This is a genomic window from Arenibaculum sp. (genome assembly GCF_035998295.1).
GTDB lineage: Bacteria > Pseudomonadota > Alphaproteobacteria > Azospirillales > Azospirillaceae > DASYHS01.
Genome location: NZ_DASYHS010000154.1, coordinates 11,706 through 38,181, shown reverse-complemented (window position 1 = coordinate 38,181; position 26,476 = coordinate 11,706). Strand labels below are relative to the sequence as shown.

Below are 26,476 nucleotides of genomic sequence, written 5' to 3'. Positions count from 1 at the left end.
CACTTGGGAAGGGAAGAGATGGCCACGACCGTCCGGCCGCGCCGCAGCGTCCTCTACATGCCCGGCTCCAACGCCCGCGCGCTCGAGAAGGGGCGGAGCCTGCCGGCGGACGCGCTGATCCTCGACCTGGAGGATGCGGTGGCGCCGGACGCGAAGGAAGCCGCGCGCCGGCAGGTCGTGGACGCGGTGCGCGCGGGCGGGTTCGGGCCGCGCGAAGTCCTGGTCCGGGTCAATGGCCTCGACACGCCGTGGGGCCATGCCGACCTGATAGCGGCCGCCGGCAGCGGGGCGGACGCGGTCCTGCTGCCCAAGGTCGAGAGCGCCGATGCCGTGCGCCGGGCCGTCCAGGTGCTCGCCTCGGCGGGGGCTCCGGCCGGGCTCGCGGTCTGGTGCATGATGGAGACGCCGCTCGGCGTGCTGAACGCCAAGGAGATCGCGGGCGCCGGCCCCGGGCTTGGCGGCCTGGTGATGGGCACCTCCGACCTGGCCAAGGACCTCCATGCCGCCCACACGCCGGACCGGCTGCCCATGATCACCGGGCTCGGCCTGTGCCTGCTGGCGGCGCGCGCCTACGGCCTCGCGATCCTTGACGGCGTCCATCTCGACCTGTCCGACGACGAGGGGTTCGCCCGGTCCTGCCGCCAGGGTGCGGAGTTGGGCTTCGACGGCAAGACGCTGATCCACCCGAAGACGATCGCCGCCGCCAACGCGGCGTTCTCGCCGGCGGCCGAGGACATCGCCTTTTCCCGACGCATCATCGACGCCCATGCCGCGGCGCAGGCCGAGGGCAGGGCCGTCGTCGTCGTCGACGGCAAGCTGGTCGAGGCGCTGCACGTCCAGGACGCGCGCCGCCTCGTGGCCCTTGCCGACGCGATCGCGCGCCTGGAGGAAGGCCGGCAGGAGGGGGCGCCTCCGGCATGACCAGGTCCTCGGCCGGCCGGCTGTTCGAGGACTTCACGCCCGGCCTCGTGCTCGGCCATCCGGTGCCGCGCACGGTCACGACGGGGGACGTGGCGCTCCACCTGGCGCTGACCGGCTCGCGCAACGCGCTCCACGCCAGCGACCCGCTTGCCCGCGGCCTCGGGCTGCCGGCCGCTCCGGTCGACGACCTGCTGGTCTTCCACCTCGTCTTCGGGCGCAGCGTCGCCGACGTGTCGCTGAACGCGGTCGCCAATCTCGGCTATGCCGATTGCCGCTTCCTCGATCCGGTGTTCCCCGGCGACACGCTGTCGGCGACGTCCGCGGTGATCGGCGCGAAGCGGAACTCGAACCGGTCGACCGGGACCGTCTGGGTGCGCACGACCGGCACCAACCAGCACGGCCGCGCGGTGCTGGAGTTCGTGCGCTGGGTGATGCTGCCGGTGCGCGACCCTGCGGCCCCGGCCCCGGCGCCGGACCCGGTCGTGCCGGTCCTGCCGGACGCCGTCGCGGTGCCCCGGCTCGTCGTGCCGCCGGGGCTGTCGTTCGCCGGGCTCGACCCGGGCTCGGCCGGGATACGTCATTTCTGGGAGGACTACGCGCCCGGCGAGCGCATCGACCACATCGACGGAACGACCGTGGAGGAGGCGGAGCACGCGCTCGCGACCCGGCTCTACCAGAACCCCGCCCGCGTGCATTTCGATGCCCGGGCAGCGCGCGAGGGACGCTTCGGCCGTCGCCTCGTCTATGGCGGCCACGTGATCAGCATCGCGCGTGCCCTGTCCTGGAACGGGTTGGAGGGCGCGCTGCGCATGGCCGCGATCCACGGCGGCCGCCATGCCGCCCCGTGCTTCGCCGGCGACACCGTGTATGCCTGGACCGAGGTTCTGTCGGTCGACCCAGTGCCGGGGCGTACGGATCTGGGGGCCTTGCGCCTCGCGACGCGTGCCGTACGCGACCGGCCCTGCGCCGACTTCCCCGCCGACGGTCCCGACCTCCTGCTCGCGCTCGACTACACCGTGCTGGCGGCAAGGCGGATGCAGTGAAGGTCCTGATCTTCCTTGTAATTTCTTGTGAAGTCTTCGCAGACAGCGAAGAACGGCGCTTCCCGGCGAATCCGGGGCGGGTGGCGTTGACTATGCCGCCCGGTAGGCGTAGATCAGTCCGCGCATTTTAAGAATCCCAAGCGAGGACGAGGAAAATGGCAGCAAACGCCAGCCGGCCGCTCTCTCCCCACCTCCAGGTCTACCGCCCGCAGATCACCTCGGTGCTCTCGATCTCGCACCGCATCACGGGTGTCGCCCTGTCGGTCGGGACGGTGCTGCTGGTATGGTGGCTGGTTGCCGCCGCGACCGGGCCCGCAGCCTTCGATGACGCGCAGGAGTTTATCGGTTCCTGGTTCGGGCTGCTGCTGATGTTCGGCTGGACCTTCTGCTTCTGGTATCATTTCTGCAACGGCATCCGGCACCTCGTGTGGGACACGGGCTATGGACTGGAACTGCCGCAGGTCTATCTCGGAGGCTACATCGTGGTCGGCGCCTCGATCGGCCTGACCCTTCTGACCTGGATCGTCGCCCTGATCGCCTGGTGAGGCCCATGAAGACCCTGCGTACTCCGCTCGCCCGCGCCCGCGGGCTCGGCTCCGCCAAGTCCGGGACCGAACACTGGTGGCTGAGCCGCCTGACCTCGCTCGCGCTGGTCCCGCTGACGCTGTGGTTCGTGATCTCCGTGATCGGCCATCTCGACGCCTCGTGGATCGAGATGCGGGCCTGGCTGTCGTCTCCATGGCCCGCGGTGCTGATGATCCTGACGGTCGGCGTCACGTTCCATCACGCCGCCTCCGGCCTCCAGGTCGTGATCGAGGATTACGTCCACCACGAATTGGCGAAGACCTTCGCCATCATCGCGGTGAAGTTCCTGTGCCTGCTGCTGGCGGTGGCCGGGATCTTCTCCGTTCTCAAGATCGCATTCGGGGGCTGAGGCGATGGCGACCTCCTATCAGATCATCGACCACACCTACGACGTCGTCGTCGTCGGCGCCGGCGGCGCCGGTCTGCGCGCCACCTTCGGCATGGCCGAGAAGGGGCTGAAGACCGCCTGCATCACGAAGGTGTTCCCGACCCGCAGCCACACCGTGGCCGCGCAGGGCGGCATCTCGGCCGCGCTCGGCAACATGGGCGAGGACGACTGGCGCTACCACATGTACGACACCGTCAAGGGGTCCGACTGGCTCGGCGACCAGGACGCGATCGAGTACATGTGCCGCGAGGCGATCCCCGCCATCATCGAGCTCGAGCATTACGGCGTGCCGTTCTCGCGCACGGCGGAAGGCAAGATCTACCAGCGCGCCTTCGGCGGCATGACCGTGCGCTTCGGCGAAGGGCAGGCCTACCGTACCTGTGCCGCCGCCGACCGCACCGGCCACGCGATCCTGCACACGCTCTACCAGCAGTCGCTGAAGCACGAGGCCGAGTTCTTCGTCGAGTATTTCGCGCTCGACCTGCTGATGGACGAGGACGGCGTGTGCCGCGGCGTGCTCGCCTGGAACCTCGACGACGGAACGATCCACCGCTTCCGCGCCCATATGACCGTGCTCGCTACCGGGGGCTACGGGCGCACCTACTTCTCGTGCACCTCGGCCCACACCTCGACCGGCGACGGCAACGCCATGGTGCTGCGCGCCGGCCTGCCGCTCCAGGACATGGAGTTCGTGCAGTTCCACCCGACCGGCATCTACGGGGCGGGCTGCCTGATCACCGAGGGCGTGCGCGGCGAGGGCGGCTATCTCACGAACTCCGAGGGCGAGCGCTTCATGGAGCGCTATGCGCCATCCGCCAAGGACCTCGCGAGCCGTGACGTCGTCAGCCGCTCCATGACGATCGAGATCCGCGAGGGCCGCGGCGTCGGCCCCAACAAGGACCACATCCACCTCCATCTCGAGCATCTCGACCCGAAGGTGATCCACGAGCGCCTGCCCGGCATCGCCGAGACGGCGAAGGTCTTCGCCGGCGTCGACGTGACGAAGGAGGCGATCCCGGTCCTGCCGACCGTCCACTACAACATGGGCGGCATCCCCACCAACTACCGGTGCGAGGTCGTGAGTCCGACCGCCGACAATCCCGACGCGGTCGTGCCCGGGCTGATGGCGATCGGCGAGGCGGCCTGCGTCTCGGTCCACGGGGCGAACCGGCTTGGCTCGAATTCGCTGCTCGACCTGGTCGTGTTCGGGCGTGCGGCCGCGATCCGGGCGGCCGAGGTCGTCGAGAAGGGCTCCTCGCACAGGGCGCTGCCCGGTGACGCGACCGACCGCTCGCTCGAGCGGTTCGATCGTACCCGCCACGCCAAGGGCGACCTGCGCGTGGCCCATCTGCGGCTCGAGATGCAGAAGGTGATGCAGAACAACTGCGCGGTCTTCCGCACCGGCGAGGTGCTGGAGGAGGGCGTGAAGCTGATGGCCGACTGCTGGTCCAAGCGGCCGACGATCAGCCTCACCGACCGGTCCATGATCTGGAACTCGGACCTCGTCGAGGCGCTGGAACTCGACAACCTGATGTACCAGGCGGTCGCGACCATCAACTCCGCGGCCAACCGCAAGGAGAGCCGCGGCGCGCATGCGCGCGAGGACTTCTCCGAGCGCGACGACGAGAACTGGATGAAGCACACCGTGAGCTGGGTCGACGAGAAGGGCGAGGTCCGGCTCGACTACCGGCCCGTCCATCTCTACACGCTGACCAACGAGGTCCAGCCCTTCCCCCCGAAGGCGCGCGTGTACTGATCGGAACAAAGCGAGCCATGAAGAACGGCCGGGCCGCGATCAGGCGGCCCGGCGCCAACGGATGAGGCTGCGCGAGGCAGCCGAGGATACGGAACGATGGTCGAGTTCGCGCTTCCCGCAAATTCCAGGCCGCAGCCCGGCAAGAAGGTATCGGCCGCCAAGGGCGCCAAGCGCGCCCGGACGTTCAAGCTCTACCGCTGGAGCCCGGATGACGGGCAGAACCCGCGCATCGACGAGTTCGAGATCGACCTCGACCAATGCGGGCCGATGGTGCTCGATGCGCTGATCTACATCAAGAACGAGGTCGACAGCACGGTCTCCTTCCGCCGCTCCTGCCGCGAGGGCATCTGCGGCTCCTGCGCGATGAACATAGACGGCACGAACACGCTGGCCTGCCTGAAGCCGATCGAGGAAGTGAAGGGCGACGTCCGCGTCTATCCGCTGCCGCATATGCCGGTCGTGAAGGATCTCGTGCCCGACCTCAACCAGGTCTACGCGCAGCTCGCCTCGATCAAGCCGTGGCTCCAGACCCAGTCGCCCGCCCCCTCGCGCGAGCGGCTGCAGTCGCCGGACGAGCGCGAGAAGCTGAACGGCCTCTACGAGTGCATCCTGTGCTTCTGCTGCACGACCTCGTGCCCGAGTTACTGGTGGAGCGGCGACCGCTATCTCGGCCCGGCGGTGCTGCTCCAGGCCTACCGCTTCATCGCGGACTCCCGTGACGAGGCGACCGGCGAGCGTCTGGACATGCTGGAGGATCCGTTCCGCCTGTACCGCTGCCATACGATCATGAACTGCACCCGCACCTGCCCCAAGGGCCTGAACCCGGCCAAGGCGATCTCCGAGATCAAGAAGCTGATGGTCGAGCGGCGTTAGCCCGGAGGCTCCGCTCTCCCGCCAGCGGGGGAGCGGGTGCTTCTATTCCGAAAGGCCGGCGCGCATACCCCGAAAGTTCGAGTGTCCGACTCGCCGGGACGTGGTAGTTAATTTTCGTAAACTGTTTGAATAATTCCACGGACGTCCCGGGGGCCCGCTGCCCCCTCGCCCAACGGAGACGGCATGATACTGGCGAGCTGTTCGGGCGCCGGCGAGGCGCAGGTCTGCGCCGTGCGGGATACGTGCGTGCGCCACCGTCTTCACGGGTCCGGCGCAGAGCGGGAGATGCAGGCCCGGCCGTTCGGCCACTGGGGCTGCCGGTATTTTCTCGCGATCGGCAACGAAGAGGACGAGCGCTGGCTCGCCGCCGAGTGAACGCTTCCGGCCCCGTGCCCTTGGGCGGTATAACTACCCAAGGCGCAGCGAGGGCAAGATGGACATCGACGAGCTGAAAGAGAATTTCTCCCTCTTCGACGAGTGGGAGGATCGCTACCGGTATCTCATTGATCTCGGGCGCGCCCTGCCGCCCTTGGACGAGGCCCGCAAGACCGACGTCTACAAGGTCGAGGGATGCATGAGCCAAGTCTGGCTGGTCCCCGAGGCGGAAGCCGAGGGCGGGCGGCTGAGCTTTCGGGCCGATAGCGACAGCGCAATCGTCAAGGGGCTGATCGCGGTCCTGCTGGTGCTGTTTTCCGGCCGCACGCCGCAGGAGATCCTGGCAACCGACGTCGACGGCGTGTTCCGCGACCTCGGTCTCGAGGCGCATATCAGCCCCAACCGGCGCAACGGCTTCTTTTCCATGGTCGACACGATCCGCCGGACCGCCCAAGCCGCCGTGGCGTGATGCCGGGCCGTCGGCGGCCGGTCAGCTCCCGGGGGGATGGGGTGCGGGCCGCCAATCCGGCGGGGCCAGCTCGAAACCCGAGAACTCGAAGGCCGGCGCGACCGTGCAGCCGACCAGGGTCCACGCGCCAAGCGACGCGGCCGCCTGCCACGCGCCGGCCGGGACCACCGCCTGCGGGCGCTGGCCCAGCGCCAGTGCCGGACCGAGATGGACCACCTCGGCATCGTGCCCGTTCAGCGAGGTGGTGAGCGCCAGCGGCCCGCCGGCGTACCAGTGCCAGATCTCCACCGCGTCGACCCGATGCCAGTGGGAACGCTCATCCCCCTGCAGTAGATAGTAGATCGCGGTGCACGCCCCGCGGCCGCCGCCCTGGGGCCGGTCCCTGTACGTCTCGACGTAGTGTCCGCCCTCGGGATGCGGTCTCAGGCCCAGGAGGCTGATCACGTCGGCGGCGCCGAGCCCTTCAATCTCCGTCATCGTCCGGGCTCAGGCGGGCCGGGTGTCGCGGAAGCTCTGGCGCCGGGACGCCTCCTCGAACCAGGCGGCCAAGCGTGGCCGGCCGTCGCGCCAGCCGAGGTCGTCGCAGCGCAGGTCGAGATATCCGAGCGCCGCCATCGAGGCAAGCGTGCCGACCGTCGTCGGGCCGGCGAGCGTCCCGGCATCGGCCTCGAGCGCGTCGCAGCCGCGGACCAGGACCATGCGCTGCCGCCCGATCCACGACGGCGAGCGTTCCTCCTCCGGGCGCATCGCCTCCAGCCGGCGGAGCACGGCCGCATCGCAGATGCCGTCGGCCAAGGCCTGGAGCCGCAGCGCGGTCCAGCGGGCCGGGCCCGCCACCGGGAACAGTTTCGGCCCGTCGTGCAGCCCGTCCAGGTATTCGCAGATGACCGGGCTGTCGTAGAGAATGGTCCCGTCGTCGAGGATCAGCGTCGGTACCTTGCCGATCGGGTTGTCCTGCGGCAGCGTCGTGTCCGGGCTCCAGGCGTCGGTCGGTTCCAAGGTGATGTCCGCGGCCAGCCCGGCCTCCATCGCGACCATCATCACCTTGCGGACATAGGGTGACGTCTTGCTGTAGCGCAGCTTCATGGTCGTCCTTCCATCCTTCCGGCCCTTCCGGCGCCGTCAGCGAAACGCGTCCTTTCGCCGGCGCAACTCGGCGAAAACCGCCACGGCTCCGGCGTCGCCCATCCCGAGGGCCGCGCCGAGCGCCGGCTCGTCGGCGCGCAGGAACGGGTTTGCGGCTCTTTCGGCGTCGATCGTGGTGGGAACGGTCGGCCGGCCGGCCGCGCGCGCGGCTTCGACCTCGGCCAGCCGATCGGCAACCGCGGGGTTGTCCGGCTCGACCGTGGCGGCGAAACGTGCGTTCGACAGCGTGTACTCGTGGCCGCAATAGACGCGGGTATCCGGCGGCAGCGCGCGCAGAGTGCCGAGCGAGCACCACATCTGCTCGGGCGTTCCTTCGAACAGTCGCCCGCAGCCCATCGCGAACAGCGTATCGCCGCAAAACAGGGCCGAGCTCTCGGGAAACCAGAAGGCCACGTGCCCGCGGGTGTGGCCGGGCACCGCCAGGCAGCGTACCTCCTGGTCGCCGAAGCGCCAGGTGTCGCCGTCGTCGAGCAGCACATCGAGGCCAGCGATGCGTTCGCGTTCCGCCAGAGGGCCGACGATCCGGCAGCCGTAGCGCTGCACGAGGCCGTCATTGCCGCCTATGTGGTCGGGATGGTGATGGGTGTTGAAGATGACGTCGAGCGACCAGCCGCGGCGGTCGAGCTCCGCCGCGACCGGGGCCGCCTCGGACGGATCGACGACGCCGACCTTGCCCGTCGCCGGATCACGGAACAGGTAGACATAGTTGTCCGAAAGGGCGGGGATCAGATGAATGTCCATAGTCGCGAGACTACCCGAAGCGGAGCAGGTGTCCAACACTCCGCCTCCATGCCGGCCCCCATGCCCATCCCCGCGCCCCGCCGGATGCGAAGTCGTGCGATTTCGTGCTAGGGTGTGCCCATGTTCCACGACGCCATCGATCTGAGGGACTTCTACGACAGCGGCCTCGGCCAAGTGGCGAGGCGGATGATCCGCCGCCGCGTGCGCGAGGTATGGCCCGACCTGCGTGGGCAGATCGTGCTGGGCATCGGCTATGCCACGCCCTATCTACGCCCGTTCCGCGGCGAGGCCGAGCGGGTGATGTCGATCATGCCCGCCTCGCAAGGGGTCGAATACTGGCCCCCGGAAGGGCCCAGCATCACCTGCCTTGCCGACGAGGCCGAGCTGCCGTTCCCGGACATGTCGGTGGATCGCGTCCTTCTCGTCCACGGGCTGGAATTCACCGAGCAGCTCAAGCCGATGATGCGCGAGATCTGGCGCGTGCTCGCGGGCGGCGGGCGGCTGCTGACGGTGGTGCCGAACCGTCGCGGCATCTGGGCGCGGATCGACCGGACGCCGTTCGGCCACGGCTCGCCCTATTCGCCCTCGCAGCTCAAGCACACGCTTCGGGAAAACATGTTCGTTCCCGAGCGGACGCGCCGGGCGCTGTTCATTCCGCCGGTGAAGTCGCGCGTCCTGCTCGGTTCCGCACCGGCCTGGGAGGAGGTGGGCGAGCGCTGGTTCAAGGCGTTCGCCGGGGTCTATCTGGTGGAGGCGAGCAAGCAGATCTATGCGGGCATGCCGCGCAAGGCGCAGCGCGTCCGCCAACGGCGCCTGATCGTGCCGCTGCCCACGGGTGCCGGCGCCGTGCGGCCCTCGCTCGGAAGAGAGGATGAGGGATGGGCCGGTGCGGCGGCGGCCATTCATGACGGGGGCAGCGGGTCGTGACCGGTCCGGGCCGGCAGCCGGCCTATGCGCCGGGAGACCTCCGGTCCCGCCACGCAAGCGAGACCAGGCCGGCGGCGGCGATGAAGCCCGCACCGACGAGGATCGGAATACCCGGAACCTCTCCGAAGGCAAGATAGCCGACGAGAGCTACGCCAATCAGCTCCACGTACACGAGCGGCGCCAGCGTGGACGCGTCGGCGAAGCGGAAGGCGACGATGGACAGGAAGTGGCTGAGGATGGAGAAGAGGCCGAGGCCGGCGAAGAGGACGAGTTCGCTCCATGCCGGCGCGGACCAGTAGAGCACGGCCTGCGGCGTCAGGAGCACGGCGCCGACGGTGCATTGGAACGTGAGGGTCTTCACGGGATCGTCCGCCTGCGCAGCCCGGCGCGTTGCGATCAGGTAGAATGCGAAGAAGACGCCCGCGCCGAGCGCGAGCAGGACGCCCGGCTCCGTCGATGTGCCGGGCCGTAGGATGACGATTGCCCCAAGGAGGCCCAGCGCGAGGCTCAGCGACTTGCGGCGTGTCATGCGTTCGCCGAGCAGGAACACGGAGAGCCCTGCGGCCACGACCGGTCCGATGAAATAGGCTCCCGCCGCCGTCGCCAGAGGTGCCCGGGCGATCGCGAGGAAATAGAGCGTCATTGCGGCGACCAGGCACAGGGTTCTCAGAAGGTGCGACACCGGCCTTTCCATGCGGAGGAGGCGTGGTCCGTGCAGAGCCGCCGCGATGGGCAGCGTGATCGCGCAGGCTACCGCATAGCGCGCCCAGCCGATCATGAGCGGGGAATGGGCGGCGCTCAGATGTTTCGCCAACCCGTCGACGACCGGGATGGTGAGCATGGCTGCGCTCATCAGAGCGATGCCCATGGCCGGCGGCGAGGGCCGCGACCATGTCGTCGGCGTCCCGGCCGGATCGCGGCGCATCAGCGGTAGCCGGTCGCGTCGGCCGGCCTGCCGGCCTCCTGCACCTCGGGGACATAGCGCCAAGCGTCGGGACGGGAGCCGTCGAGATCGGTGAAACCGTAGACCTTCGCCAAGCCGCCACTGGAAAGAGACTGGCCGTTCCAGCGCGCCCGATCCGGGTCGCAGGCGAGCGCCGCCACCGCGCGGCCGACGAAACGCGGAGTTTCGGAGATGACGAAATGGGGCACCTCGGCAGTCGCGTCGCGCCAGTTCTCCTCCGCGACCCCGAAAGCCTCCAGCATCATTTCCGAGCGCAGCCAGCCCGGAGTGAGGGAAACCGAGGTCGCGCCATGCGGCGCCAGGTCCTTGGCGTGCGCCCAGGCCATGCGGTTCACCGCCACCTTGGCAAGGTCGTAGAAGGGCGAGAGGCGGTAATGATCGGCGTTGTATTCCGCCGTGCCGTCCGTCACTTCCACCAGCAGGCCTCCCGGACGCTCTATCATCAGCGGAAGGGCGTGATGCGCGGTGATCAGATGCGTGTCGATGCCGAGCCGCAGCAGGCGGAGGCCGTTCTGGAGATCGTGGCCCCAGACCGGCTTGTTCCACTCGAACAGCGTTTCTCCGCCCCAGATGTCGTTCACGAGGATGTCGAGGCGTCCCTCTTCGGCACGGATGCGCGCGACCAGTTCACGCACCTCGTCGGCTACGAGGTGGTCCACCCGGACCGCGATGCCCTTGCCCCCGGCGGCCGAAACCAGTTCCGCCGTCTCCTCGATGGTCTCCGGTCGGGCGTACTCCGACGGCCGGCCGCGGGTCGACCGCCCGGTCACGTAGACGGTGGCCCCGGCGGCGCCGAGCTCCACCGCGATTCCGCGTCCCGCCCCCCGCGTTCCACCGGCGACCAGGGCGACTTTTCCTTCAAGCGCCATCGATTTCCTCCGAGCCATTCCCCGCAACGGGCTATCGTCCGACGAGCGGGTTATATATAAACGTTCATTCGGTTATAGGGAAATGTCAAGATGCCCCGGCCAAAGACGCTGACTGACGAGGAGGTTCTGGAGGCTGCACTGGCGCTCATGCACGAGCGGGGACCCGAAGCGCTGACTTTTGCCGGCTTGGCCAATGCTTGCGGCCTGTCCGGTGCGACGCTCGTCCAGCGCTTCGGGAACAAGGCCGCGCTCCGGCAAAGCGTCCTGCTGCATGCCTGGGACCTGCTGGACGGGAAGACCGCCCGGCTGGCGGCCGCGGTCCCGAGGACCCCGGAGGGAGCCGTCGCTCTTCTGGTGGGACTGTCGAAGGACTATGGGGGGATCGAGTCCTACGCGGAGGGGCTGCTCATCCTGCGCGAAGATCTCCGCGACCCGGTTCTGCGGGCGCGCGGCACTGCCTGGAGAGAGGCTTTGTCGGCCGCCCTCGACGACTGCTTCTCCGGCTCTCCCCGCGCCCCGCACGGGATCGGGCTGCTGATGGCCTCCCAATGGCAGGGGGCGCTGCTCTGGTGGAGCTTCGATCCCCGGGCAAGCGTGGAGGACTTCGTCGGGGACAGCCTGAGACACTTCGTGTCGGTCGTCCTCGAGCCGACGCCGCCGAACCCTCCGGGAGAGGCGTGAGGGGTCAGGGGCGTACGGAAGGCTGCCTCAGGCTGCCGGCGCCATCCTGGCCCGGAGGTCGCCAAAGCCGATCATCCGGCCGTTGTCCTCGTCCCACAGCGCGAGGCCGACCGTTCGCAGGCTTTCCGACAGCCCGAGGCGGCGCGCCCGCTGGAGGTCCCGAATGGCGGCGTGGCAGTCGCGCAGCCTGTAGTTGGGGATCTTGGAGGAAAGATGGTGGACGTGGTGATACCCGATCCAGCCCGTCAGCCAGTGCAGCCAGGGCGGCAGGTCGTAGAGCGAGCAGCCCTCCATGGCCGCCTCGTGGAAATCCCATTCCACCCTGCGCCTCCAGTAGACGTCGTCGAACTGGTGCTGCACGTAGAACAGCCAGATGCCGATCGTAGAGGCGAGCACCATTACCGGAACCCAGACCATCGCCACTGCGCCAGCCCCGAAAACCAGCGCCGCCGCTGCGAACGCCACCGCGATGGCGGCATTCGTGGTCATTACGCTGATCCAGGCCCGCCGGTCCCGGCGCCAGTGGCCCAGCGCCAGCCGGTGCTTCACGAAAAACAGGAAGACCGGTCCGATCCCGAACAGGACGGCCGGGTGCCGGTAGAGCCGGTATTGGAGGCGCCCCCAGCGGGACCGCGCCAAGTACTCGCGCACGGTCAGCGTATCGATATCGCCGACGCCCCGCCGGTCGAGGTCGCCGGAGGTGGCGTGATGGACGGCATGATCGCGCTGCCAGTAGGCGTAAGGCGTCAACGTCAGCACGCCGAGGCAGCGTCCGAGCCAGTCGTTGGCCCGGCGGGAGCGGAAGAAGCTGCCATGGCCGCAATCGTGCTGCACGATGAAGGCGCGGACGAGGAAGAAAGCCGTCGGGACGGCCAGGATCAGGCTCAGCCAATAGGCATTCTCGAGACTGATCCCCATCAGCGCGACGAGGGCTGCGAGGCAGGCCAGCGTCGTGCCGATCTGGCGGAGGCTCCGTAGGCGGTCGGGATGCTTGTAGGGCGCAAGCCGTTCGCCCCAAATCCGCCCGTCTTCTCGTCGCGTGTGCGCGTTCTCGGTCTTCGGTTCCTGGTCGGGCAAGGTTCTCTCGGTCTTTCCGTGTCCGTGTGTCGGGTGCTGCCGAGCGTACGGACGTACATCGTCGGTGCCCCGATTATATCGGGTCCGGCGAGAATTGCGTGACAAAGCGTCGGAAATGTGTCCGACGCCGGCTTTTCAGCAGCATCTCCTAACGGTCGGCGCCGATCAAGGCATCGGTGCCGGGGCCGTAGGCGAACGGAAACGCGTCGGCCACGTCCGGCGCGCCGGCGTCGAGCTCGATCGCCTCTTGGGCGGCGGCGATGTGCTCGGCGGGGATGGCGACCAGGCGCTCCCCGCCGCCGGGCTGTTCCAGTGCCACGACGACATGGCCGATCCCGTCGGGCTGGACGAGCACGAAGTCGCGTACGGTACCGAGTTCCCGACCGTCCGGGCCGAGCACCGGCCGGCCCACCAGCCGCTCGGCGTCGTCACGTTCGATGACCGGTTCGCGCGGGACCGCCGGGAGGGCGGTGTCGGCCTCAAGGCTCTGTTGCGCGCCCGCGCCGGTGCGGTCGGCCGGCGCATCGTGGGGCGCCGTGGAGGCGTCGGGCGTGCCGGGCCGGACCGGGTCGCCCATGTCGGTCATCTCGCGGCTCGGCGTATCGCCGCCCGCGCCGGGCGTCACCGGGAGAGGGTCGGTAGCCATCCGGTCTTCGGGCCGGGGTGCCGTCTGAAGCGGAGCCCCGCCCGGGGCCGTAGCGGGGGCGTCCGCCTGCGGCTGCGCCGGCAGCGCGGGCGTCTGAGCCGCGGCCTGGAAGGTCGAAAGGGCGACGGCCGACACACCTGCTGCGGCAAGCGCGAGCATACGAGCCGAGGCCGGCAAGGTCCTCTTCATGGGGGCGTTTCCTCCTGTGGCGTTCCCAGGGGTCAACAGGGAAACCGGGCCCGCCATTCCGGGACCGTCCGGACTATCCGGCGCTCAGCAGGAAGATGCCTTGTTCGCCGAACAGGTTCGCGCGCCAGGGATCGGCGGTGAGCCGCGTCGGGTTGCCGTGCCGGTCCAAGATCACGCTACGCTCGATGCGGATGTCGAGTTCGCGGCACAGGATCTGGAAGTCGCGGATCGTGCAGAGATGGATGTTCGGCGTTTCGTACCACTCGTAGCCGAGCCGCCGCGTCACGGGCATGCGCCCGGTCCACAGCAGCGCCATCCGCACGCGCCAGTAGCCGAAATTCGGGAACGAGACGACCGCCCTTCGGCCGATGCGCACGAGTTGCGCCAGGATCTCGCGGGGGCGGTGCATCGCCTGGAGGGTCTGGCTCAGCACGACGTAGTCGAAGGCGCGCTCGGGATAGTCGGCGAGGTCCGTTTCGGCATTGCCCTGTATCACCGACAGGCCGCGGCTGACGCATTGATGCACGCCGTCCATGCTGATTTCGATGCCGCGGCCGTCGACGCCCTTTCGGGACACGAGGTGTTGCAGCAGCATGCCGTCGCCGCAGCCGACGTCGAGCACGCGCGAGCGCGGCTCGACCATCTCGGCGATCAGGCGCAGGTCGGCGCGGATCTCGTGCGCTCCGGGTGCCGCGGCGCGCGCGATGCGGCCCGCACCGCGCGCCGGCACGTCGAGCGGGCTCACGAGACCGGTCCCGCGATGCGGCGCAGGCCGTAGTGCTCGGCGCAGCCGTCGAGGAATCCGCGGATCACCTCGTAGAACTCCGGCTCTTCCAGGAGGAAGGCGTCGTGGCCCTTGTCGGTGGAGATCTCGACGAAGCTGACATTCGCCGCGACCGCGTTGAGCGCATGGACGACGGCGCGGCTCTCGGATGTCGGGAACAGCCAGTCGCTGCTGAAGCTGACGAGGCAGAAGCGGACCGGCGTCGGCCTGCCGCGGTACCGGAACGCGTTGGCCAGCACGCCGTCATGCTCGGCCGCGAGGTCGAAATAGTCCATCGCCCTCGTGATGTAGAGATAGGAGTTGGCGTCGAACCGGTCCACGAAGGTGCTGCCCTGGTGGCGCAGATAGCTTTCGACCTGGAAATCGGCGTCGAAGCCGAACGTGACCCGGTTCCGATCCTGGAGGTTGCGGCCGAACTTCCGGTGCAGCGCCGCTTCGGACAGGTAGGTCACGTGCGCCGCCATCCGCGCCACGGCGAGGCCGCGCTGGGGGCGCCGGTTCTGGCCGTAGTAGTCGCCGCCGCACCAGTCCGGATCGGCCATGATCGCCTGGCGGCCGACCTCGTGGAAGGCGATGTTCTGGGCGGAATGGCGCCAGGAGGTCGCGACCGGCACGGCGGCGAACACGCGCTCGGGGTAGCTGGCGGCCCATTGCAGCACCTGCATGCCTCCCATCGAGCCGCCGATGACGCAGAACAGCCGCTCGATTCCGAGATGGTCGAGCAGCAGCGCCTGGGCGCGCACCATGTCGGCGACCGTGATCACGGGAAAAGCGAGCCCGTAGGGGCGTCCGGTGGCCGGGTCGGCGTCCCCGGGGCCGGTCGTGCCCATGCAGCCGCCGATCACGTTGGCGCAGACGACGAAGTAGCGCTCCGTGTCGACCGGGCGCCCGGGGCCGACCATCAGGTCCCACCAGCCGGGTTTCCCGGTCACGGGATGGGGTTCCGCGACGAACTGGTCGCCGGTGAGCGCGTGGCATACCAGCACCGCGTTCGAGCGGTCGGCGTTCAGCGTCCCGTAGGTCCGGTAGGCGACCGTGAAGGGGCCGAGCGAAACGCCGCAGTCGAGTCGCAGCGGTGTCTTGCGGCCCAGCTCGACCCGGTTTCCGGGTAGCTTGGCCGGGTCGACTGGCGCCGGGATTCGCTGTGGCGCGGTCATCGTTTTCCGGGGCAGCCGTCCAGGGTGAGAGTGCGCATAGCTACGGAGCAAGCGTCGGCGGTGTCAACGTTTTCTTTGATTTTGGCCGGGCCGGGGACTACTACTAAGCCGCCTCTACCGCCACCAACCGCCGAGCCATGCACGCTCCGACGACACCAGTCCAGACGACGTCAGTGCCGACGAAGATCGACGATCTGCGCCGCGAGATCGACGAGATCGACGACGCGATCCATGATTTGGTGATGCGTCGCGCCCAGGTCGCCGAAGCGCTCGGCGGCCTGAAGCAGGACGACCGCATCGCCCTGCTGCGTCCGGCCAGCGAGGCGGTGACCTTGCGCCGGCTCGCCGCGCGTCATACCGGCGCCTTTCCCGTGCAGGCGTTGACCCGGATGTGGCGCGAGATGATGGGCGCGCTGGCCCGTCTCCAAGGCCCGTTCGCGGTCGCCGTCTTCGCGCCGGAGGATCGGCGCGGCTTCTGGGACGTGGCCCGCGACCACTACGGCAGCTCGACGCCGATGGTGCCCGTGAACTCCCCGGCCGCCGCCGTGCGCGCGGTTGCCGACGGCACCGCTTCGGTCGCGGTCGTGCCGGTGCCCGACGAGGACGACCCGGACCCGTGGTGGCGTTTCCTGATGAGCGGGGATGCCAAGACCCCGCGCATCGTCGCCCGGCTGCCCTTCTGCGGCCGGGGCAACGCCCGCGGCGACGACCGCGAGGCGCTCGCCATCGCGCCGCTGCCGCACGAGGCGACGGGGGACGACTGCACGCTGCTCGGCATCGAGCTGGGAGAGGACGTCAGCCGCGGCCGCATCAAGGATGCGCTCGAGGCCGCCGGGCTGCCGACGATCAGCTTCCGGAGCTGGTTCGGCCGCGACAGCGCCGAGATGTCCGTCCACATGATCGAGATCGCGGATTTCGTCGGCAGTCAGGACCCTCGCCTCGCGGCGGTGACCGCGGCGTTGGGCGAGAAGCTGTTGCGGCTGACGCCGCTCGGCGGCTACGCGGTGCCGCTCCCGGCGCCCGGCGACAAGAAGCCCTGACGGCCTTTTCCTAAAGTGAGGATCGAGACGATGGCTGCCCCGGTTCCCCGCCCAGGGATTCTCGACATCGCCCCCTATGTCGGCGGCGAGGCGCGCGCACCCGGCGTGACGCGGCTGATCCGGCTGGCCTCGAACGAGGGCGCGCTGGGACCCAGCCCGAAAGCGGTCGCGGCCTATGCCGAGGCCTCGGGGGAACTGCACCGGTATCCCGACGGCGGGTCGACGGAGCTGCGCGAGGCCATCGGGGCGCTCCACGGCATCGACGCCGAACGCATCGTCTGCGGCGCGGGTTCCGACGAACTGCTCGGCCTGCTGGTGCGCGGCTATGCCGGTCCGGGCGACGAGGTGCTCTACAGCCGGCATGGCTTCCTGATGTACCCGATCGCGGCGAAGTCGGTCGGTGCGGTCCCGGTCGCGGCACCGGAGAAGGACCTGCGCACCGACATCGACGCGCTGCTCGCGGCGGTGACCGAGCGCACGAAGATCGTCTTCGTCGCCAACCCCAACAACCCCACCGGCAGCTACGTGACGGGCGAGGAACTGGCACGCCTGCATGCCGGACTGCCGCCCCACGTCGTGCTGGTGGTCGATGCGGCCTATGCCGAGTACATCGACCTTCCGGACTACGCTACGGGCAAGGAACTGGTGGATGCGCATGCGAACGTCGTGATGACGCGCACCTTCTCCAAGATCTACGCCCTCGGTTCGGTCCGGCTCGGCTGGGCCTATTGCCCGCCCGGCATCGCCGACGTCCTGAACCGCCTGCGCGGTCCCTTCAACGTCAGCGCGGCGGCGCAGATCACCGCCCTCGCCGCGCTGGCGGACCACGACTTCGTCGAGCGCTCGCGCCGTCACAACGACGTCTGGCGGGCGTGGCTGGCCGAGCAGCTCACCGGGCTCGGGCTGAAGGTCCACCCCAGCGTCGGCAACTTCCTGCTCGTCAGCTTCGCCGGGGCGGGCGGCCACAACGACCCCGCGGAAGCGGCGCGCCAGTACCTGAAGAACCGCGGCATCCTGGTGCGGCAGATGGGCGCCTACGGTCTGCCGGACTGCCTGCGGATAACGATCGGGACCGAGGAGGAGATGCGCACCGTGGCCGGGACGGTCGGTTCCTTCCTCAGGGGCGAGTGAATGGCCGCGAGCGAGGCTCCGTTCGCCCGGGTGGCGCTGATCGGCATCGGATTGATCGGTTCGTCGCTGGCCCGCGCGCTGCGCCGTCACGGCCTGGCGCGCGAGATCGTGTGCACGGCGCGCACCGAGGCGACCCGGGCCAAGGCGAGGGAGCTGGGCATCGTCGACCAGGTGCTCGCCGACAACGCCGAGGCGGTCGAGGGAGCGGATCTCGTCGTCCTGTGCACGCCCGTCGGCACCTATGCCGAGGTGGCGGCCGGGATCGCCCGCAGTCTCGCGCCCGGCGCGATCGTCACCGACGTCGGTTCCGTCAAGCAGGCCGTGCTGAGGGACGTCGGACCGCATATCCCCGAGGGCGTCCACCTCGTGCCCGGCCATCCGGTCGCGGGCACAGAGCATTCGGGGCCGGAATCCGGCTTTGCCGAGCTGTTCGTCGGCCGCTGGTGCATTCTGACGCCGCCGCCGGGCGCCAACCCCGAGGCGGTGGAGCGGGTGGCCGCACTGTGGCGGGGCATCGGCTCCAACGTCGAGACGATGGACGCGGCGCATCACGACAAGGTGCTGGCGATCACCTCGCATCTGCCGCACCTGATCGCCTACACGATCGTCGGCACCGCCACCGACCTGGAGGCGGCGACCCAGTCGGAGGTGATCACGTTCTCCGCCGGCGGCTTCCGCGACTTCACCCGCATCGCCGCGTCCGATCCGGTGATGTGGCGTGACGTGTTCCTGAACAACCGCGAAGCCGTGCTGGAGATGATCCAGCGTTTCACCGAGGATCTGACGGCGCTTCAGCGGGCGATCCGCTGGGGCGAGGGTGAGAAGCTCCAGGATCTCTTCACCCGGACCCGCGCGATCCGCCGCAGCATCATCGAGGCGAAGCAGGCCTGACCCGGCCCAGCAGCACATCGAGCGGCGGCAGCGGCAGCAGGCGCACCGGGCCGAGATAGAGCCATCCGTCCTGCAGCGTCAACGTGGCCTCGACGACCGGCGCCCCGTCGGAGGCGCGCCGCTGCGTCAGCAGGCCCAACGCAGCCTTGGCGATGGCCGCGTCGCGCTCGCGCAGCGCCCCCGTCGCCGCCAGCGCATCGAGCGCCGGCTCGACCCCCTCGGCTTCGGTCACCAGGCTGCCGCTGGGGCGCAGTGCCGCGTCGAACCCGATCCGGCCCTGCCCGGCGAGGCCGAGCGGACCCCAGCGCAGCTCGGCCGCGTCGACCCGCAGCGCACCGCCCTGTTCGGCCCAGCCCAGGATCGATGCCGGGTCGGCCCGGCCGGGCAGCGGTCCCTCGATCACCGCCTCGACGTCGGCGGCCTCGATCGTGCGGCCGAGCGGGGCTTCCAGTTCCTCGGGCAGGTCGAGGCCGGCGACCCCGATCGAAATCCCCGTCGCCGCCGGACCGGTCGGCGTCGCCGCGACATTCAGGCCGGCGGCCCGGAAACGGCCGCCCGGCAGGCCGACCGCCACGTCGCGCAGCGCGAACCGGCCGGACCGGAAACGGCCGGCCTCGAGCGAGATCCGACCCGTTGCGCCGGCGGCCGTCAGTTCCGTCTCCGGAAGAACGAGGGACTGCGTGCCGGCGAGCGCCACGTGGATCTCCCCGGGGTTCCAGGGGCGGGCCCAGGCGGCCGCGCTCTCGCCCCGCCATTCGGTCCCGTCGGGCCGCACCAGCCGGACGGCCTGCGTGTCGGCGGCGATCCGGAACGGAAAGCCGCCGATCTCGAGATCGCGGTATTCGACCAGCCCCGCGCGAGCCCGTTCCTCGGCAGCCCAGGCCTCGACCCGTTCGCGCACGAGGCCCGCCAGGTGCAGCCACCAGGCCGTATAGGCGGCGCCCGCCGCGAGCAGCACGAGGAGGGCGATGAGGATCGAGCGTCGCGGCATGGCGGGGTCCGGTTGAGGTGCGCGGGGTTTATAGCCATTTGAACCCGCCGCATGCTAGCCTTGCCCGGCTTGGTATGCCTCTGACCGTACCCATCTTTCGAGCATGTCCGCCAGATTGATCGCCGAGGAAGGCTTGGACGGCGTCGCCGGCGCCGAGGACTCCTGGCCGCGTCGCCCGAACGTCACGCTGGACCCCGGCCGGGACCTGTGGGTGTTCGGCTACGGCTCCTTGATGTGGAACCCCGGATTTTCGCACCTGGAATGCCGGCCGGCGCTGCTGCACGGCTATCATCGCAAATTCTGCATCTATTCCTACCGATACCGCGGGACGCCGGAGCGGCCCGGCCTCGTGCTCGGTCTCGATCGCGGCGGGTCGTGCCGGGGCATCGTGTTCCGGATCGCCCATGGCGATGCCGCCGCCGTGCTGGAGTATCTCTGGGAGCGGGAGATGATCACCGGCGTCTACCGGCCGACGCAGGTCGTGGTGACGGCAGGCGGCGAGAGGCTGCGCGCCTGCACCTTCGTCGCCCAGCGCCGGCACAGCCAGTATTGCGGCGGGCTGGAGATTTCCCGGGTCGCGGACTGCATCCGCAGCGGCTGCGGCGAGCGCGGCCCGAACTTCGACTACCTCGAGAACACGGTATTGCATCTGCGCGAACTCGGTATCCGGGACGAACCGCTGGAGCGGCTTTACGCCGACGTGGTGTCCGGCGTTCCGGCACGATGATCTCCCCGGAGTCTCCGATGCATGCGCACGACGATCCGCACGACCACGGAGAAGGGCACTCCCACTCCCACTCCCACTCCCACGGAGTGACCGGCGACAGCGAGCGCCGGGTGTTCGTGGTGATGCTGCTGACCGGCGGCTTCATGCTGGCGGAGGTGGCGGGCGGCGTCCTCTCGGGCTCGCTCGCGCTGCTCGCGGACGCCGGGCACATGCTGACCGACTTCGCCGCGCTGGCGCTCGCCTGGCTTGCCTTCCGGCTGACGAGGCGGCCCGCGGACGCGCAGCGCTCCTACGGCTGGTACCGGTTCGAGGTGCTGGCCGCCTTCGTGAACGGCCTCTCGCTGTTCGTGATCGCGGGGTTCATCACGTTCGAGGCGCTCCATCGGCTCTCCGAACCCGTACCGGTGTCGGGCGGCCCGATGCTGGTGATCGCCGGGCTGGGCCTGGTGGTGAATGCCGCGGCCTTCTGGATTCTGCGCAGGGGTGCCGGCGGCGAGAGCGAGAACCTGAACCTGCGCGGTGCCATGGTGCATGTGCTGGGCGATCTGCTGGGCTCCGTCGCGGCGATCGCGGCGGCGGTGGTGATCTTGTGGACGGGCTGGTACCCGATCGACCCGATCCTGTCGGTTCTGGTCGTCCTGCTGATCCTGCGAAGCGCCTGGATCGTCGTGCGCGAGTCGGGTCACATCCTGCTCGAAGGGACGCCGACGGGGATAGATGCCGCGCGCATAGGGGCCGCATTACGCAGCGTTCCGGGGGTCACCGACGTGCATCACGTTCACGCCTGGTCGCTGACCGGCGAGCGCAAGCTGCTGACGCTCCACGCCGTGGTCGAGGACGACGCCGACCATACCGCGACCTTGAGCGCGATCGATCGCGTTCTGCGCGAGCGTTTCGGCATCGATCATGCGACCGTCCAGATCGAGCGCGGAGACTGTATCCACGCGCCGAAGCCCGCTTCCTAGTTCGGTGACACGGGCGCCGCAGAGCGAGGGTGTGCCAGCCATGAACATCCGCCTTCCCGTCCTCCTTCCCGTCCGCCTTCCTGCCCGCCGGCTCGCGCCGGCCACGGCGATCCGGGCATGCGGCGGTCCGTCATGACCACGGGGGGATGGCGGAGGCTGAGGACGAGGACGGTCGGCGGCCGGGAGGACATCCGGGCCCATTTCGACGCCTTCGCCCCGGAGAACGTCGAGCAGCACGGCTCTCCCGCCCGCCTACTCGCCTATCGCGTCGGTCTTCTGGCCGAAGTGGCGCGGCTTCGGCCGGGCGACACCGTGCTGGAGATCGGCTGCGGCGACGGCATCCACCTGCTGGCGCTCGCGGAGCGCTTGGGACGGGACGCCGACATCCGGGGCATCGGCATCGACCTCTCTCCCGCCATGGTCGCAAGCGCCGGGGCCCGGCTGGCGGCCGGAGGGCTCGGCGGAACCGGCCGGATAGGGTTCCGGGTGGACGAGGGTACGGAACTCGCCACGCTCGGCGATGCCACGGTCGACGTCGTCTACTGCGTCGGATCGCTGGAGCATATGGTGGACCAGGCAGCGGTGGCGCGTGCGGTCGCGCGGGTGCTGAAACCGGGCGGGCGCTTCGTCGGCCTTACGCCCAATGGCGGCTATCTCTGGTACAGGAACCTCGCTCCGCTGCTGGCGCTCGAGACGAGGCACCTGTCGTCGGACCGCTTCCTGACGGCGGCGGAGCTGAAGACGGTGCTCGGTTCGGCCGGCTTCCGGGTCGAGCGCATCGATCACTGGAGCTTCGTGCCCGGTGGCGACATGCATCCGGCGCTGGCGATGCTGCTGCGTGGCCTGGACGGCGTCGGACAGGCAGCGGGAGCGGGGATGCTGCGCGGCGGCTTGCGCTTCGCAGCGGTGCTCCCCGATCACGCCCTGCCGGCCACCAGCAGGCGGTAGCGCACCGCGCCCATCAGGTACAGCCGTTCCAGCGCGATGCCGCCCAGATAGGCGTCGACCACCGTGGCGACGGCGGGCAGCGGCAGCCGGCGCAGGCGCGAGAACCGGGCTTCCTCCCGGTCCAGTACGCCGGGCGGCCGGGGATCGACGAGCGCCGTCAGGTCGCGCTCGGCGAGAAGGGTGAGGCCGGCGCCCCGCAGCGCGGCACGGAACTCCCCCTCGGTCGGAATCGGCTGGCCGCCCCAGTGGCGGGCGAGCGCCGCGGCGGCCGCGGCGGCCGGCCCGGACAACCCGTCGGCCGGCATGTCCTCCACCATCGCGAGGCGTCCGCCGGGTCCCAGGACCGCCGCCAAAGCCTTGAAAGTGGCCGCCAGGTCGGGGCTGTGCACCAGCGACTCGATCGACAGCACGACGTCCCAGGGACCCGGGAGAGGGTCCAGGAAGCTGCGGAGATGGAAGCGGCAGTCATCCGCGGCTCCCAGCCGGAGAGCCCACCGCCGTGCCGTCCGCAGTTGGACCCGGCTCAGCGTCAGCCCGTCGAAACGGCCGCCGACCCGGGAGCGCCAGAACAGAGCCGATGCGCCGAACCCGCAGCCGACGTCGAGCACGGCCGGCGCGTCGAGCGGACCGAGCGCATCGAGCACCGCGAGGTCCACGTGGTGCGGCGACAGGCGGCGGCGCGGTGCGGCGCCGGGCTCCGCCAGCGTCTTGTGCATCGCGGGGGGGCCGGTTCGCCGGCTCCCGCCGAACCGGTCGGCCAGCAGAACCCAGCGGGACAGCCGGTCGTAGAGCAGGGCGATGCCGGTCAAGGCCGATTTTCCAGGACGAAGATGAACTCGTTGGCGAAACGCAGCGGCATCAGCCGCGTCAGCCCGCCGACCGGCCGTCCCGGGCGGACGATGCCGAGTCGCTGCCAGGCCCACAGGTCGGGCAGCACCCGGCGTACCGAGAAGCCCGCGGCGCCCAGAAGCCGCGTCCACCCCTCCAGCGTATCGGCATCCTGGTGTCCGGCGCGGTTGCGCCGGCCGGTCAGGCTCAGGCCGAGCCAGGACAGGGTGCGCGCATTGCGGACCATGATGCACAGGCGCCCTCCGGGCCGCAGAACGCGCCGGAACTCCCCCAGCGCCCGGTCGCGGTCCAGGAAGCGCTCGACCGCACCGATGCAGGTCAGGAGATCGAAGCTGGCGTCGGGGTAGGGCAGCGCCTCGGCGCTCGCGACCGAGACGACGCTGCCCGGCGCCTGGTCGCCCACCATGGCGGCGGCGATCTCGGAGATGTCGATGCCATGCGCATCGATGCCGCGGCCGACGGCGTCGCGCAACAGCAGCCCCGGCCCGCAGGCGATGTCGAGCAGCCGCTCGCCCGCGCGGGCGGCGACGAGGTCGAGGAAGATGCGATACGCTTCGAACGGCCGCAGGTAGCTCAGCCCCCGGTCGCGGTAGATCCCGTCGAACCAGTCCTGTACCTCTCGCTGCGAGATCATGTCGCCGCTCCCGTCCATGGCTGCTTTCCCGATTATGTATGCTACCGTAGGGAAAGTAATGTCATAGTCATACCCTTTTTGGGAGAGGGCTGTCGTGATGGAGGGTGCGCAGGAGGATCGCGTCGTCGTGGTCCGGCCGGGGTTCCACCTGCGGGGCCTCGCGGTGACGTTCCTGATTTCCCGCCGGCCAGCCCTGGTGCTCGACCCGCCCTCGGCCGCGCTGTTCGCGGCGGTCGACGGCGAAGCCGGCCTCGACGGGTTGGAGCGGCGATTTCCGGGAGCGCGCGCGGCGTTGGATGCCTGGCATGCCGCCGGTATCGTCGAGTTCGTTCCGCGGGCCGCGATGCGGGCCATGCCGGGGACGGGCCGGCCGCTCGTCGTGGTGGAGCCGCACATGGACGACGCGGCGCTCAGTGTCGGCGGGCGGCTGCTGAACCGGCGCGGGTCGCGGCGCATGATCGTCCTGTCGCTGACGCGGCAGTCCAATGTCAGCTGCTATTGGAGCCTGGGAAGGGACTTCTTCGATGCCGACCGGGTGACCGAGCTCCGGTTGGCGGAATCCCGCCTTGCGGCCGCGCTGGCCGGCGCCGAGCACGTGGCGCTGCCGCTGGCCGACGCACCGCTCCGGTTCCGTCCGGCCGAGGACTGGTCGCCCGGGGCGTTCGTCCGGCTGCACGATGCGCTGGCCGCCTTCCTCGCCTTTCCTCCGCTGCCGGCCGAAGTGGGGCGCGCGGCGGCGCTGCTGGCGGACGCGGTGCTGTCTCTCGACCCCGCGGAGCTGTGGCTGCCGCTGGGGCTTGGCGGCCATGTCGACCACCGGCTGACCCGCGATGCCGGGCTCGCGATGCTGGCGGCGCACCGGGACCGCTTCGCCGACGTGCCGGTCCTGCTGTACGAGGACCACCCCTACGGGACGTATTTCCCGCATCAGCGCGCGCATGTCGTCGCCGCCTTGACGGCGTCCGGCCTGCGCCTCGTCCCCGATGTGGAGGACGTGACCGGCACCTTCGCCGACAAGCTGCGGATGGTCGGCGTCTTCGCGTCCCAGTTCAAGGTGGAGGCGATGGAGCCGAACCTGCGCCGGCGCGCGGTGGAGGCGGCCGGCCGGCCCGGCCGCCTGGCCGAGTCGGGTTTCCGCCTGGACGGGCTTCCCGCAGGACCGCTTCCCCCGGCATCCGAGCTGGCGCCCGACCGCGACGACCTGCGGCGCGTGCGCCGCCGGCTCGGCCGCTTCCTTGCCGGACGCATGGCGCGCCGTCGCGTCGCGGTGATCGCGGGAGCCGCGTTCGGTCGTTGGCGCGAGGGCATGGAGATCCTGCTCGAAGCCTTCCCGTCCGCCGCCATCGATGTCTTCGTGGCGGCGGAGTTCGCCTGGGAGACCGAGGACTGGCGGCACCCGCGCGTGCGCGTGACGGTCGTGCGGCAGGGCGGATGGGGCGGCGTGCTCCTGCGCGAGGCGCTGCGTCCCGGCACGCCGACGGTCGTCCTGCGCTTCGCCCCGTTCGCACCGGAGATCCGCTGGCGCGAACAGATCCTGAAGGCGCGGCTGCCGCCCCGTGCGCGGGCGGCTCACCGGCTTCTGGCGGCACTGCTGCCGGCCCGCCCCGTCGTCATGGTCCGTCACCTCGGCGACTTGTGCGGGTTGCTGGTCGAGAAGCTGGGTCCGGACTACGCACCGGAGGGGGAGAACCGCCCCAGTTCCGCCTCGAGCAGCCGGTCGAGCGCGGCCGGCGGGTAGATCCCCGCCCGGCGGTTGGCGTCGCGGAGACGCGTGAACCAACGGGCGGCCAGTCGCGGCGCGTCCTCGGGCAGGGGGCCGCGCAGTTCCACCTCGCAACGGGCGATCCAATCCAGGAGCGCCCCGATCTCGGTCCCGTCCCGACCGGCGGCAGGATCGGCGCCGCGCCTCATCAGCGGCAGCAGCCGGTTGTGCAGCGCGAGATCGTCGGCGCTCGCATCGGGGACGAGCGCGCGCACGAGGCGGGCGCGGATGGCGTCGCTCTCGGCGAGCAGGGTCGCGAAGCGGGTCCGGCTGACATTGGTCGCGTGGCGGCGATGGCGGACCAACGGTTCGGGGATGTTGGCGAACCGGGTCGCTCCGGCGAGGCGGGCCCAGAGGTCGAAGTCCTCGGTGCAGGTGAAGGCCTGGTCGTAGCGCAGCTCCTGCGCCGGCACCCGGTCGCGCACGATCATGACGGTCGGGTGGGACAGGGGATTGGTCGCCAGCAGCGCGCAGTGCAGATCGTCGGGGCAGGTGGGATAGCGCCAGTGCACGGCGCTTGCGTCGCCGTCGGAGAAGACGGTCATGTCGCTGCCGCAGACGCCGGTCTCCGGCTGCCGTTCCAGGAATGCGACCTGCCGGGCGAGGCGTTCGGGCAGGGCGATGTCGTCGGCGTCGAGACGGGCGAGAAAACGACCGCGCGCCACGGCCAGCGCCTGGTCGAGGGCGCGGGCCGGACCCCGGGCTACGGCATTGCGCAGCAGGGTCAGGCGCTCGTCGGCGAAGCGGGACGCGATGTCGGCGGTGCCGTCCGTCGAGCCGTCGTCGACGAGCACCAGCTCCCAGTCGGCCAGTGTCTGGGTCAGCAGGCTGTCGATCGCCCCGGTGATCCAGGGCGCCGCGTCGCGCGCCGGCATCAGGATGGAAACGAGGGGGATCCGGGGCAAGATGCCGCCCGCTGCAGAGAAGGAGGCCGCCCGCGCGGAGCG

At 70.1% G+C, this 26,476-nt stretch carries 30 protein-coding genes; 17 read left to right on the top strand and 13 right to left on the bottom strand.

All coding sequences use genetic code 11. The annotated features are described in order from the left end of the window. Positions 1 to 18 precede the first annotated feature (18 nt). The 8 genes from VGO20_RS15280 (at position 19) to VGO20_RS15245 (ending at position 6,410) form a co-directional block, all read left to right on the top strand. Positions 19 to 921, top strand: coding sequence for an HpcH/HpaI aldolase/citrate lyase family protein (locus VGO20_RS15280; protein ID WP_327503232.1), 903 nt, complete (start codon positions 19 to 21; stop codon positions 919 to 921). After that, positions 918 to 1,964 (top strand): MaoC family dehydratase, encoded by a 1,047-nt coding sequence (locus VGO20_RS15275; RefSeq protein ID WP_327503229.1) that lies wholly within the window; start codon positions 918 to 920, stop codon positions 1,962 to 1,964. The genes VGO20_RS15280 and VGO20_RS15275 overlap by 4 nt, the downstream gene beginning before the upstream one ends. Before the next feature lie 155 nt (positions 1,965 to 2,119). Then, a complete protein-coding gene (gene sdhC / locus VGO20_RS15270) occupies positions 2,120 to 2,509 on the top strand; it encodes a succinate dehydrogenase, cytochrome b556 subunit (protein WP_327503228.1) in 390 nt (129 codons plus the stop codon). 5 nt (positions 2,510 to 2,514) lie between these two features. Continuing rightward, on the top strand, positions 2,515 to 2,898 hold the full coding sequence (sdhD, locus tag VGO20_RS15265) for a succinate dehydrogenase, hydrophobic membrane anchor protein (protein ID WP_327503227.1): 384 nt from the start codon (positions 2,515 to 2,517) through the stop codon (positions 2,896 to 2,898). Positions 2,899 to 2,902: 4 nt separating this feature from the next. Further along, a complete protein-coding gene (gene sdhA, locus VGO20_RS15260; protein WP_327503226.1) occupies positions 2,903 to 4,693 on the top strand; it encodes a succinate dehydrogenase flavoprotein subunit in 1,791 nt (596 codons plus the stop codon). 96 nt (positions 4,694 to 4,789) lie between these two features. Then, entirely contained in the window at positions 4,790 to 5,566 is a 777-nt protein-coding gene (locus VGO20_RS15255; protein WP_327503225.1) for a succinate dehydrogenase iron-sulfur subunit, read from the top strand. 183 nt (positions 5,567 to 5,749) lie between these two features. Further along, positions 5,750 to 5,941 carry a hypothetical protein gene (locus VGO20_RS15250; protein ID WP_327503224.1) on the top strand — a complete coding sequence of 64 codons (192 nt, stop codon included), beginning with the start codon at positions 5,750 to 5,752 and terminating at the stop codon, positions 5,939 to 5,941. A 58-nt stretch (positions 5,942 to 5,999) separates the two neighbouring features. Beyond that, entirely contained in the window at positions 6,000 to 6,410 is a 411-nt protein-coding gene (locus tag VGO20_RS15245) for a SufE family protein (RefSeq protein WP_327503223.1), read from the top strand. 21 nt (positions 6,411 to 6,431) lie between these two features. Here VGO20_RS15245 and VGO20_RS15240 read toward each other — a convergent pair whose 3' ends face one another. Genes VGO20_RS15240 through gloB form a run of 3 tightly spaced genes read right to left on the bottom strand, consistent with a single transcriptional unit; the run spans position 6,432 to position 8,333 of the window. Continuing rightward, positions 6,432 to 6,887 carry a cupin domain-containing protein gene (locus VGO20_RS15240; RefSeq protein ID WP_327503222.1) on the bottom strand — a complete coding sequence of 152 codons (456 nt, stop codon included), beginning with the start codon at positions 6,885 to 6,887 and terminating at the stop codon, positions 6,432 to 6,434. Positions 6,888 to 6,896: 9 nt separating this feature from the next. After that, positions 6,897 to 7,496, bottom strand: a complete 600-nt coding sequence (locus tag VGO20_RS15235; RefSeq protein WP_327503221.1) for a glutathione S-transferase N-terminal domain-containing protein — start codon at positions 7,494 to 7,496, stop codon at positions 6,897 to 6,899. Positions 7,497 to 7,532: 36 nt separating this feature from the next. Further along, positions 7,533 to 8,333, bottom strand: coding sequence for a hydroxyacylglutathione hydrolase (gene gloB, locus VGO20_RS15230; protein ID WP_327503220.1), 801 nt, complete (start codon positions 8,331 to 8,333; stop codon positions 7,533 to 7,535). Between the two features lie 84 nt (positions 8,334 to 8,417). Here gloB and VGO20_RS15225 point away from each other — a divergent pair, with 84 nt between their 5' ends. After that, on the top strand, positions 8,418 to 9,224 hold the full coding sequence (locus tag VGO20_RS15225; protein ID WP_327503219.1) for a class I SAM-dependent methyltransferase: 807 nt from the start codon (positions 8,418 to 8,420) through the stop codon (positions 9,222 to 9,224). A 22-nt stretch (positions 9,225 to 9,246) separates the two neighbouring features. Here the strand turns inward: VGO20_RS15225 and VGO20_RS15220 are convergent, their stop codons facing one another. Together VGO20_RS15220 and VGO20_RS15215 are read right to left on the bottom strand one after the other, a co-directional pair. After that, positions 9,247 to 10,149: a DMT family transporter gene (locus VGO20_RS15220; protein ID WP_327503218.1), complete on the bottom strand. Its 903-nt coding sequence runs from the start codon at positions 10,147 to 10,149 to the stop codon at positions 9,247 to 9,249. Then, positions 10,149 to 11,057: an SDR family oxidoreductase gene (locus VGO20_RS15215; protein ID WP_327503217.1), complete on the bottom strand. Its 909-nt coding sequence runs from the start codon at positions 11,055 to 11,057 to the stop codon at positions 10,149 to 10,151. Before VGO20_RS15215 ends, VGO20_RS15220 begins: the two co-directional genes overlap by 1 nt. Before the next feature lie 90 nt (positions 11,058 to 11,147). Here VGO20_RS15215 and VGO20_RS15210 point away from each other — a divergent pair, with 90 nt between their 5' ends. Then, positions 11,148 to 11,738: a TetR/AcrR family transcriptional regulator gene (locus tag VGO20_RS15210; protein ID WP_327503216.1), complete on the top strand. Its 591-nt coding sequence runs from the start codon at positions 11,148 to 11,150 to the stop codon at positions 11,736 to 11,738. A 27-nt stretch (positions 11,739 to 11,765) separates the two neighbouring features. Here the strand turns inward: VGO20_RS15210 and VGO20_RS15205 are convergent, their stop codons facing one another. From VGO20_RS15205 to metX, 4 genes are all read right to left on the bottom strand, one after another. Further along, complete coding sequence (locus VGO20_RS15205) at positions 11,766 to 12,815, bottom strand: fatty acid desaturase (RefSeq protein WP_327503215.1); 1,050 nt, start codon at positions 12,813 to 12,815, stop codon at positions 11,766 to 11,768. 148 nt (positions 12,816 to 12,963) lie between these two features. Then, the gene (locus tag VGO20_RS15200) at positions 12,964 to 13,461 is read right to left on the bottom strand and encodes a PRC-barrel domain-containing protein (protein WP_327503214.1); all 498 of its coding nucleotides are present in this window, start codon (positions 13,459 to 13,461) and stop codon (positions 12,964 to 12,966) included. Between the two features lie 262 nt (positions 13,462 to 13,723). Then, a complete protein-coding gene (gene metW, locus VGO20_RS15195; protein WP_414639826.1) occupies positions 13,724 to 14,395 on the bottom strand; it encodes a methionine biosynthesis protein MetW in 672 nt (223 codons plus the stop codon). After that, positions 14,392 to 15,591, bottom strand: a complete 1,200-nt coding sequence (gene metX, locus VGO20_RS15190; RefSeq protein WP_327503213.1) for a homoserine O-acetyltransferase MetX — start codon at positions 15,589 to 15,591, stop codon at positions 14,392 to 14,394. Before metX ends, metW begins: the two co-directional genes overlap by 4 nt. Before the next feature lie 173 nt (positions 15,592 to 15,764). Here metX and VGO20_RS15185 point away from each other — a divergent pair, with 173 nt between their 5' ends. The 3 genes from VGO20_RS15185 to VGO20_RS15175 are packed head-to-tail and all read left to right on the top strand — an operon-like array spanning position 15,765 to position 18,653. Then, positions 15,765 to 16,631, top strand: a complete 867-nt coding sequence (locus VGO20_RS15185) for a chorismate mutase (protein ID WP_327503212.1) — start codon at positions 15,765 to 15,767, stop codon at positions 16,629 to 16,631. 30 nt (positions 16,632 to 16,661) lie between these two features. Beyond that, positions 16,662 to 17,762, top strand: coding sequence for a histidinol-phosphate transaminase (gene hisC / locus VGO20_RS15180; protein ID WP_327503211.1), 1,101 nt, complete (start codon positions 16,662 to 16,664; stop codon positions 17,760 to 17,762). Further along, positions 17,763 to 18,653, top strand: coding sequence for a prephenate/arogenate dehydrogenase family protein (locus VGO20_RS15175; RefSeq protein ID WP_327503210.1), 891 nt, complete (start codon positions 17,763 to 17,765; stop codon positions 18,651 to 18,653). It abuts the gene before it with no gap. Here VGO20_RS15175 and VGO20_RS15170 read toward each other — a convergent pair. Further along, positions 18,631 to 19,644: a DUF2125 domain-containing protein gene (locus VGO20_RS15170; protein WP_327503209.1), complete on the bottom strand. Its 1,014-nt coding sequence runs from the start codon at positions 19,642 to 19,644 to the stop codon at positions 18,631 to 18,633. The genes VGO20_RS15175 and VGO20_RS15170 overlap by 23 nt on opposite strands. Before the next feature lie 103 nt (positions 19,645 to 19,747). Here VGO20_RS15170 and VGO20_RS15165 point away from each other — a divergent pair, with 103 nt between their 5' ends. The 3 genes from VGO20_RS15165 (at position 19,748) to VGO20_RS15155 (ending at position 22,284) form a co-directional block, all read left to right on the top strand. Beyond that, positions 19,748 to 20,371 carry a gamma-glutamylcyclotransferase gene (locus VGO20_RS15165; protein WP_327503208.1) on the top strand — a complete coding sequence of 208 codons (624 nt, stop codon included), beginning with the start codon at positions 19,748 to 19,750 and terminating at the stop codon, positions 20,369 to 20,371. Between the two features lie 17 nt (positions 20,372 to 20,388). After that, positions 20,389 to 21,336, top strand: a complete 948-nt coding sequence (locus VGO20_RS15160; protein ID WP_327503207.1) for a cation diffusion facilitator family transporter — start codon at positions 20,389 to 20,391, stop codon at positions 21,334 to 21,336. Between the two features lie 132 nt (positions 21,337 to 21,468). Beyond that, positions 21,469 to 22,284, top strand: coding sequence for a class I SAM-dependent methyltransferase (locus VGO20_RS15155; protein ID WP_327503206.1), 816 nt, complete (start codon positions 21,469 to 21,471; stop codon positions 22,282 to 22,284). Here VGO20_RS15155 and VGO20_RS15150 read toward each other — a convergent pair. Beyond that, a complete protein-coding gene (locus VGO20_RS15150; protein WP_327503205.1) occupies positions 22,254 to 23,093 on the bottom strand; it encodes an SAM-dependent methyltransferase in 840 nt (279 codons plus the stop codon). The two genes, VGO20_RS15155 and VGO20_RS15150, sit on opposite strands and share 31 nt — an antisense overlap. Continuing rightward, positions 23,090 to 23,767 (bottom strand): class I SAM-dependent methyltransferase, encoded by a 678-nt coding sequence (locus VGO20_RS15145; protein WP_327503204.1) that lies wholly within the window; start codon positions 23,765 to 23,767, stop codon positions 23,090 to 23,092. Before VGO20_RS15145 ends, VGO20_RS15150 begins: the two co-directional genes overlap by 4 nt. A gap of 97 nt (positions 23,768 to 23,864) precedes the next feature. Between VGO20_RS15145 and VGO20_RS15140 the strand changes: the two genes are divergently transcribed. Continuing rightward, positions 23,865 to 25,505 (top strand): PIG-L deacetylase family protein, encoded by a 1,641-nt coding sequence (locus VGO20_RS15140; RefSeq protein WP_327503230.1) that lies wholly within the window; start codon positions 23,865 to 23,867, stop codon positions 25,503 to 25,505. Here VGO20_RS15140 and VGO20_RS15135 read toward each other — a convergent pair. Further along, positions 25,436 to 26,434 carry a glycosyltransferase family 2 protein gene (locus tag VGO20_RS15135; RefSeq protein ID WP_327503203.1) on the bottom strand — a complete coding sequence of 333 codons (999 nt, stop codon included), beginning with the start codon at positions 26,432 to 26,434 and terminating at the stop codon, positions 25,436 to 25,438. The two genes, VGO20_RS15140 and VGO20_RS15135, sit on opposite strands and share 70 nt — an antisense overlap. Positions 26,435 to 26,476: the final 42 nt, after the last annotated feature.

Coding starts and splice junctions, on each gene's coding strand:
- VGO20_RS15280 (WP_327503232.1), top strand. CDS start 19: ATGGCCACGACCGTCCGGCCGCGCCGCAGCGTCCTCTACATGCCCGGC.
- VGO20_RS15275 (WP_327503229.1), top strand. CDS start 918: ATGACCAGGTCCTCGGCCGGCCGGCTGTTCGAGGACTTCACGCCCGGC.
- sdhC (WP_327503228.1), top strand. CDS start 2,120: ATGGCAGCAAACGCCAGCCGGCCGCTCTCTCCCCACCTCCAGGTCTAC.
- sdhD (WP_327503227.1), top strand. CDS start 2,515: ATGAAGACCCTGCGTACTCCGCTCGCCCGCGCCCGCGGGCTCGGCTCC.
- sdhA (WP_327503226.1), top strand. CDS start 2,903: ATGGCGACCTCCTATCAGATCATCGACCACACCTACGACGTCGTCGTC.
- VGO20_RS15255 (WP_327503225.1), top strand. CDS start 4,790: ATGGTCGAGTTCGCGCTTCCCGCAAATTCCAGGCCGCAGCCCGGCAAG.
- VGO20_RS15250 (WP_327503224.1), top strand. CDS start 5,750: ATGATACTGGCGAGCTGTTCGGGCGCCGGCGAGGCGCAGGTCTGCGCC.
- VGO20_RS15245 (WP_327503223.1), top strand. CDS start 6,000: ATGGACATCGACGAGCTGAAAGAGAATTTCTCCCTCTTCGACGAGTGG.
- VGO20_RS15240 (WP_327503222.1), bottom strand. CDS start 6,887: ATGACGGAGATTGAAGGGCTCGGCGCCGCCGACGTGATCAGCCTCCTG.
- VGO20_RS15235 (WP_327503221.1), bottom strand. CDS start 7,496: ATGAAGCTGCGCTACAGCAAGACGTCACCCTATGTCCGCAAGGTGATG.
- VGO20_RS15225 (WP_327503219.1), top strand. CDS start 8,418: ATGTTCCACGACGCCATCGATCTGAGGGACTTCTACGACAGCGGCCTC.
- VGO20_RS15220 (WP_327503218.1), bottom strand. CDS start 10,149: ATGCGCCGCGATCCGGCCGGGACGCCGACGACATGGTCGCGGCCCTCG.
- VGO20_RS15215 (WP_327503217.1), bottom strand. CDS start 11,057: ATGGCGCTTGAAGGAAAAGTCGCCCTGGTCGCCGGTGGAACGCGGGGG.
- VGO20_RS15210 (WP_327503216.1), top strand. CDS start 11,148: ATGCCCCGGCCAAAGACGCTGACTGACGAGGAGGTTCTGGAGGCTGCA.
- VGO20_RS15200 (WP_327503214.1), bottom strand. CDS start 13,461: ATGGCTACCGACCCTCTCCCGGTGACGCCCGGCGCGGGCGGCGATACG.
- metX (WP_327503213.1), bottom strand. CDS start 15,591: ATGACCGCGCCACAGCGAATCCCGGCGCCAGTCGACCCGGCCAAGCTA.
- hisC (WP_327503211.1), top strand. CDS start 16,662: ATGGCTGCCCCGGTTCCCCGCCCAGGGATTCTCGACATCGCCCCCTAT.
- VGO20_RS15175 (WP_327503210.1), top strand. CDS start 17,763: ATGGCCGCGAGCGAGGCTCCGTTCGCCCGGGTGGCGCTGATCGGCATC.
- VGO20_RS15170 (WP_327503209.1), bottom strand. CDS start 19,644: ATGCCGCGACGCTCGATCCTCATCGCCCTCCTCGTGCTGCTCGCGGCG.
- VGO20_RS15165 (WP_327503208.1), top strand. CDS start 19,748: ATGTCCGCCAGATTGATCGCCGAGGAAGGCTTGGACGGCGTCGCCGGC.
- VGO20_RS15160 (WP_327503207.1), top strand. CDS start 20,389: ATGCATGCGCACGACGATCCGCACGACCACGGAGAAGGGCACTCCCAC.
- VGO20_RS15155 (WP_327503206.1), top strand. CDS start 21,469: ATGACCACGGGGGGATGGCGGAGGCTGAGGACGAGGACGGTCGGCGGC.
- VGO20_RS15145 (WP_327503204.1), bottom strand. CDS start 23,767: ATGATCTCGCAGCGAGAGGTACAGGACTGGTTCGACGGGATCTACCGC.
- VGO20_RS15140 (WP_327503230.1), top strand. CDS start 23,865: ATGGAGGGTGCGCAGGAGGATCGCGTCGTCGTGGTCCGGCCGGGGTTC.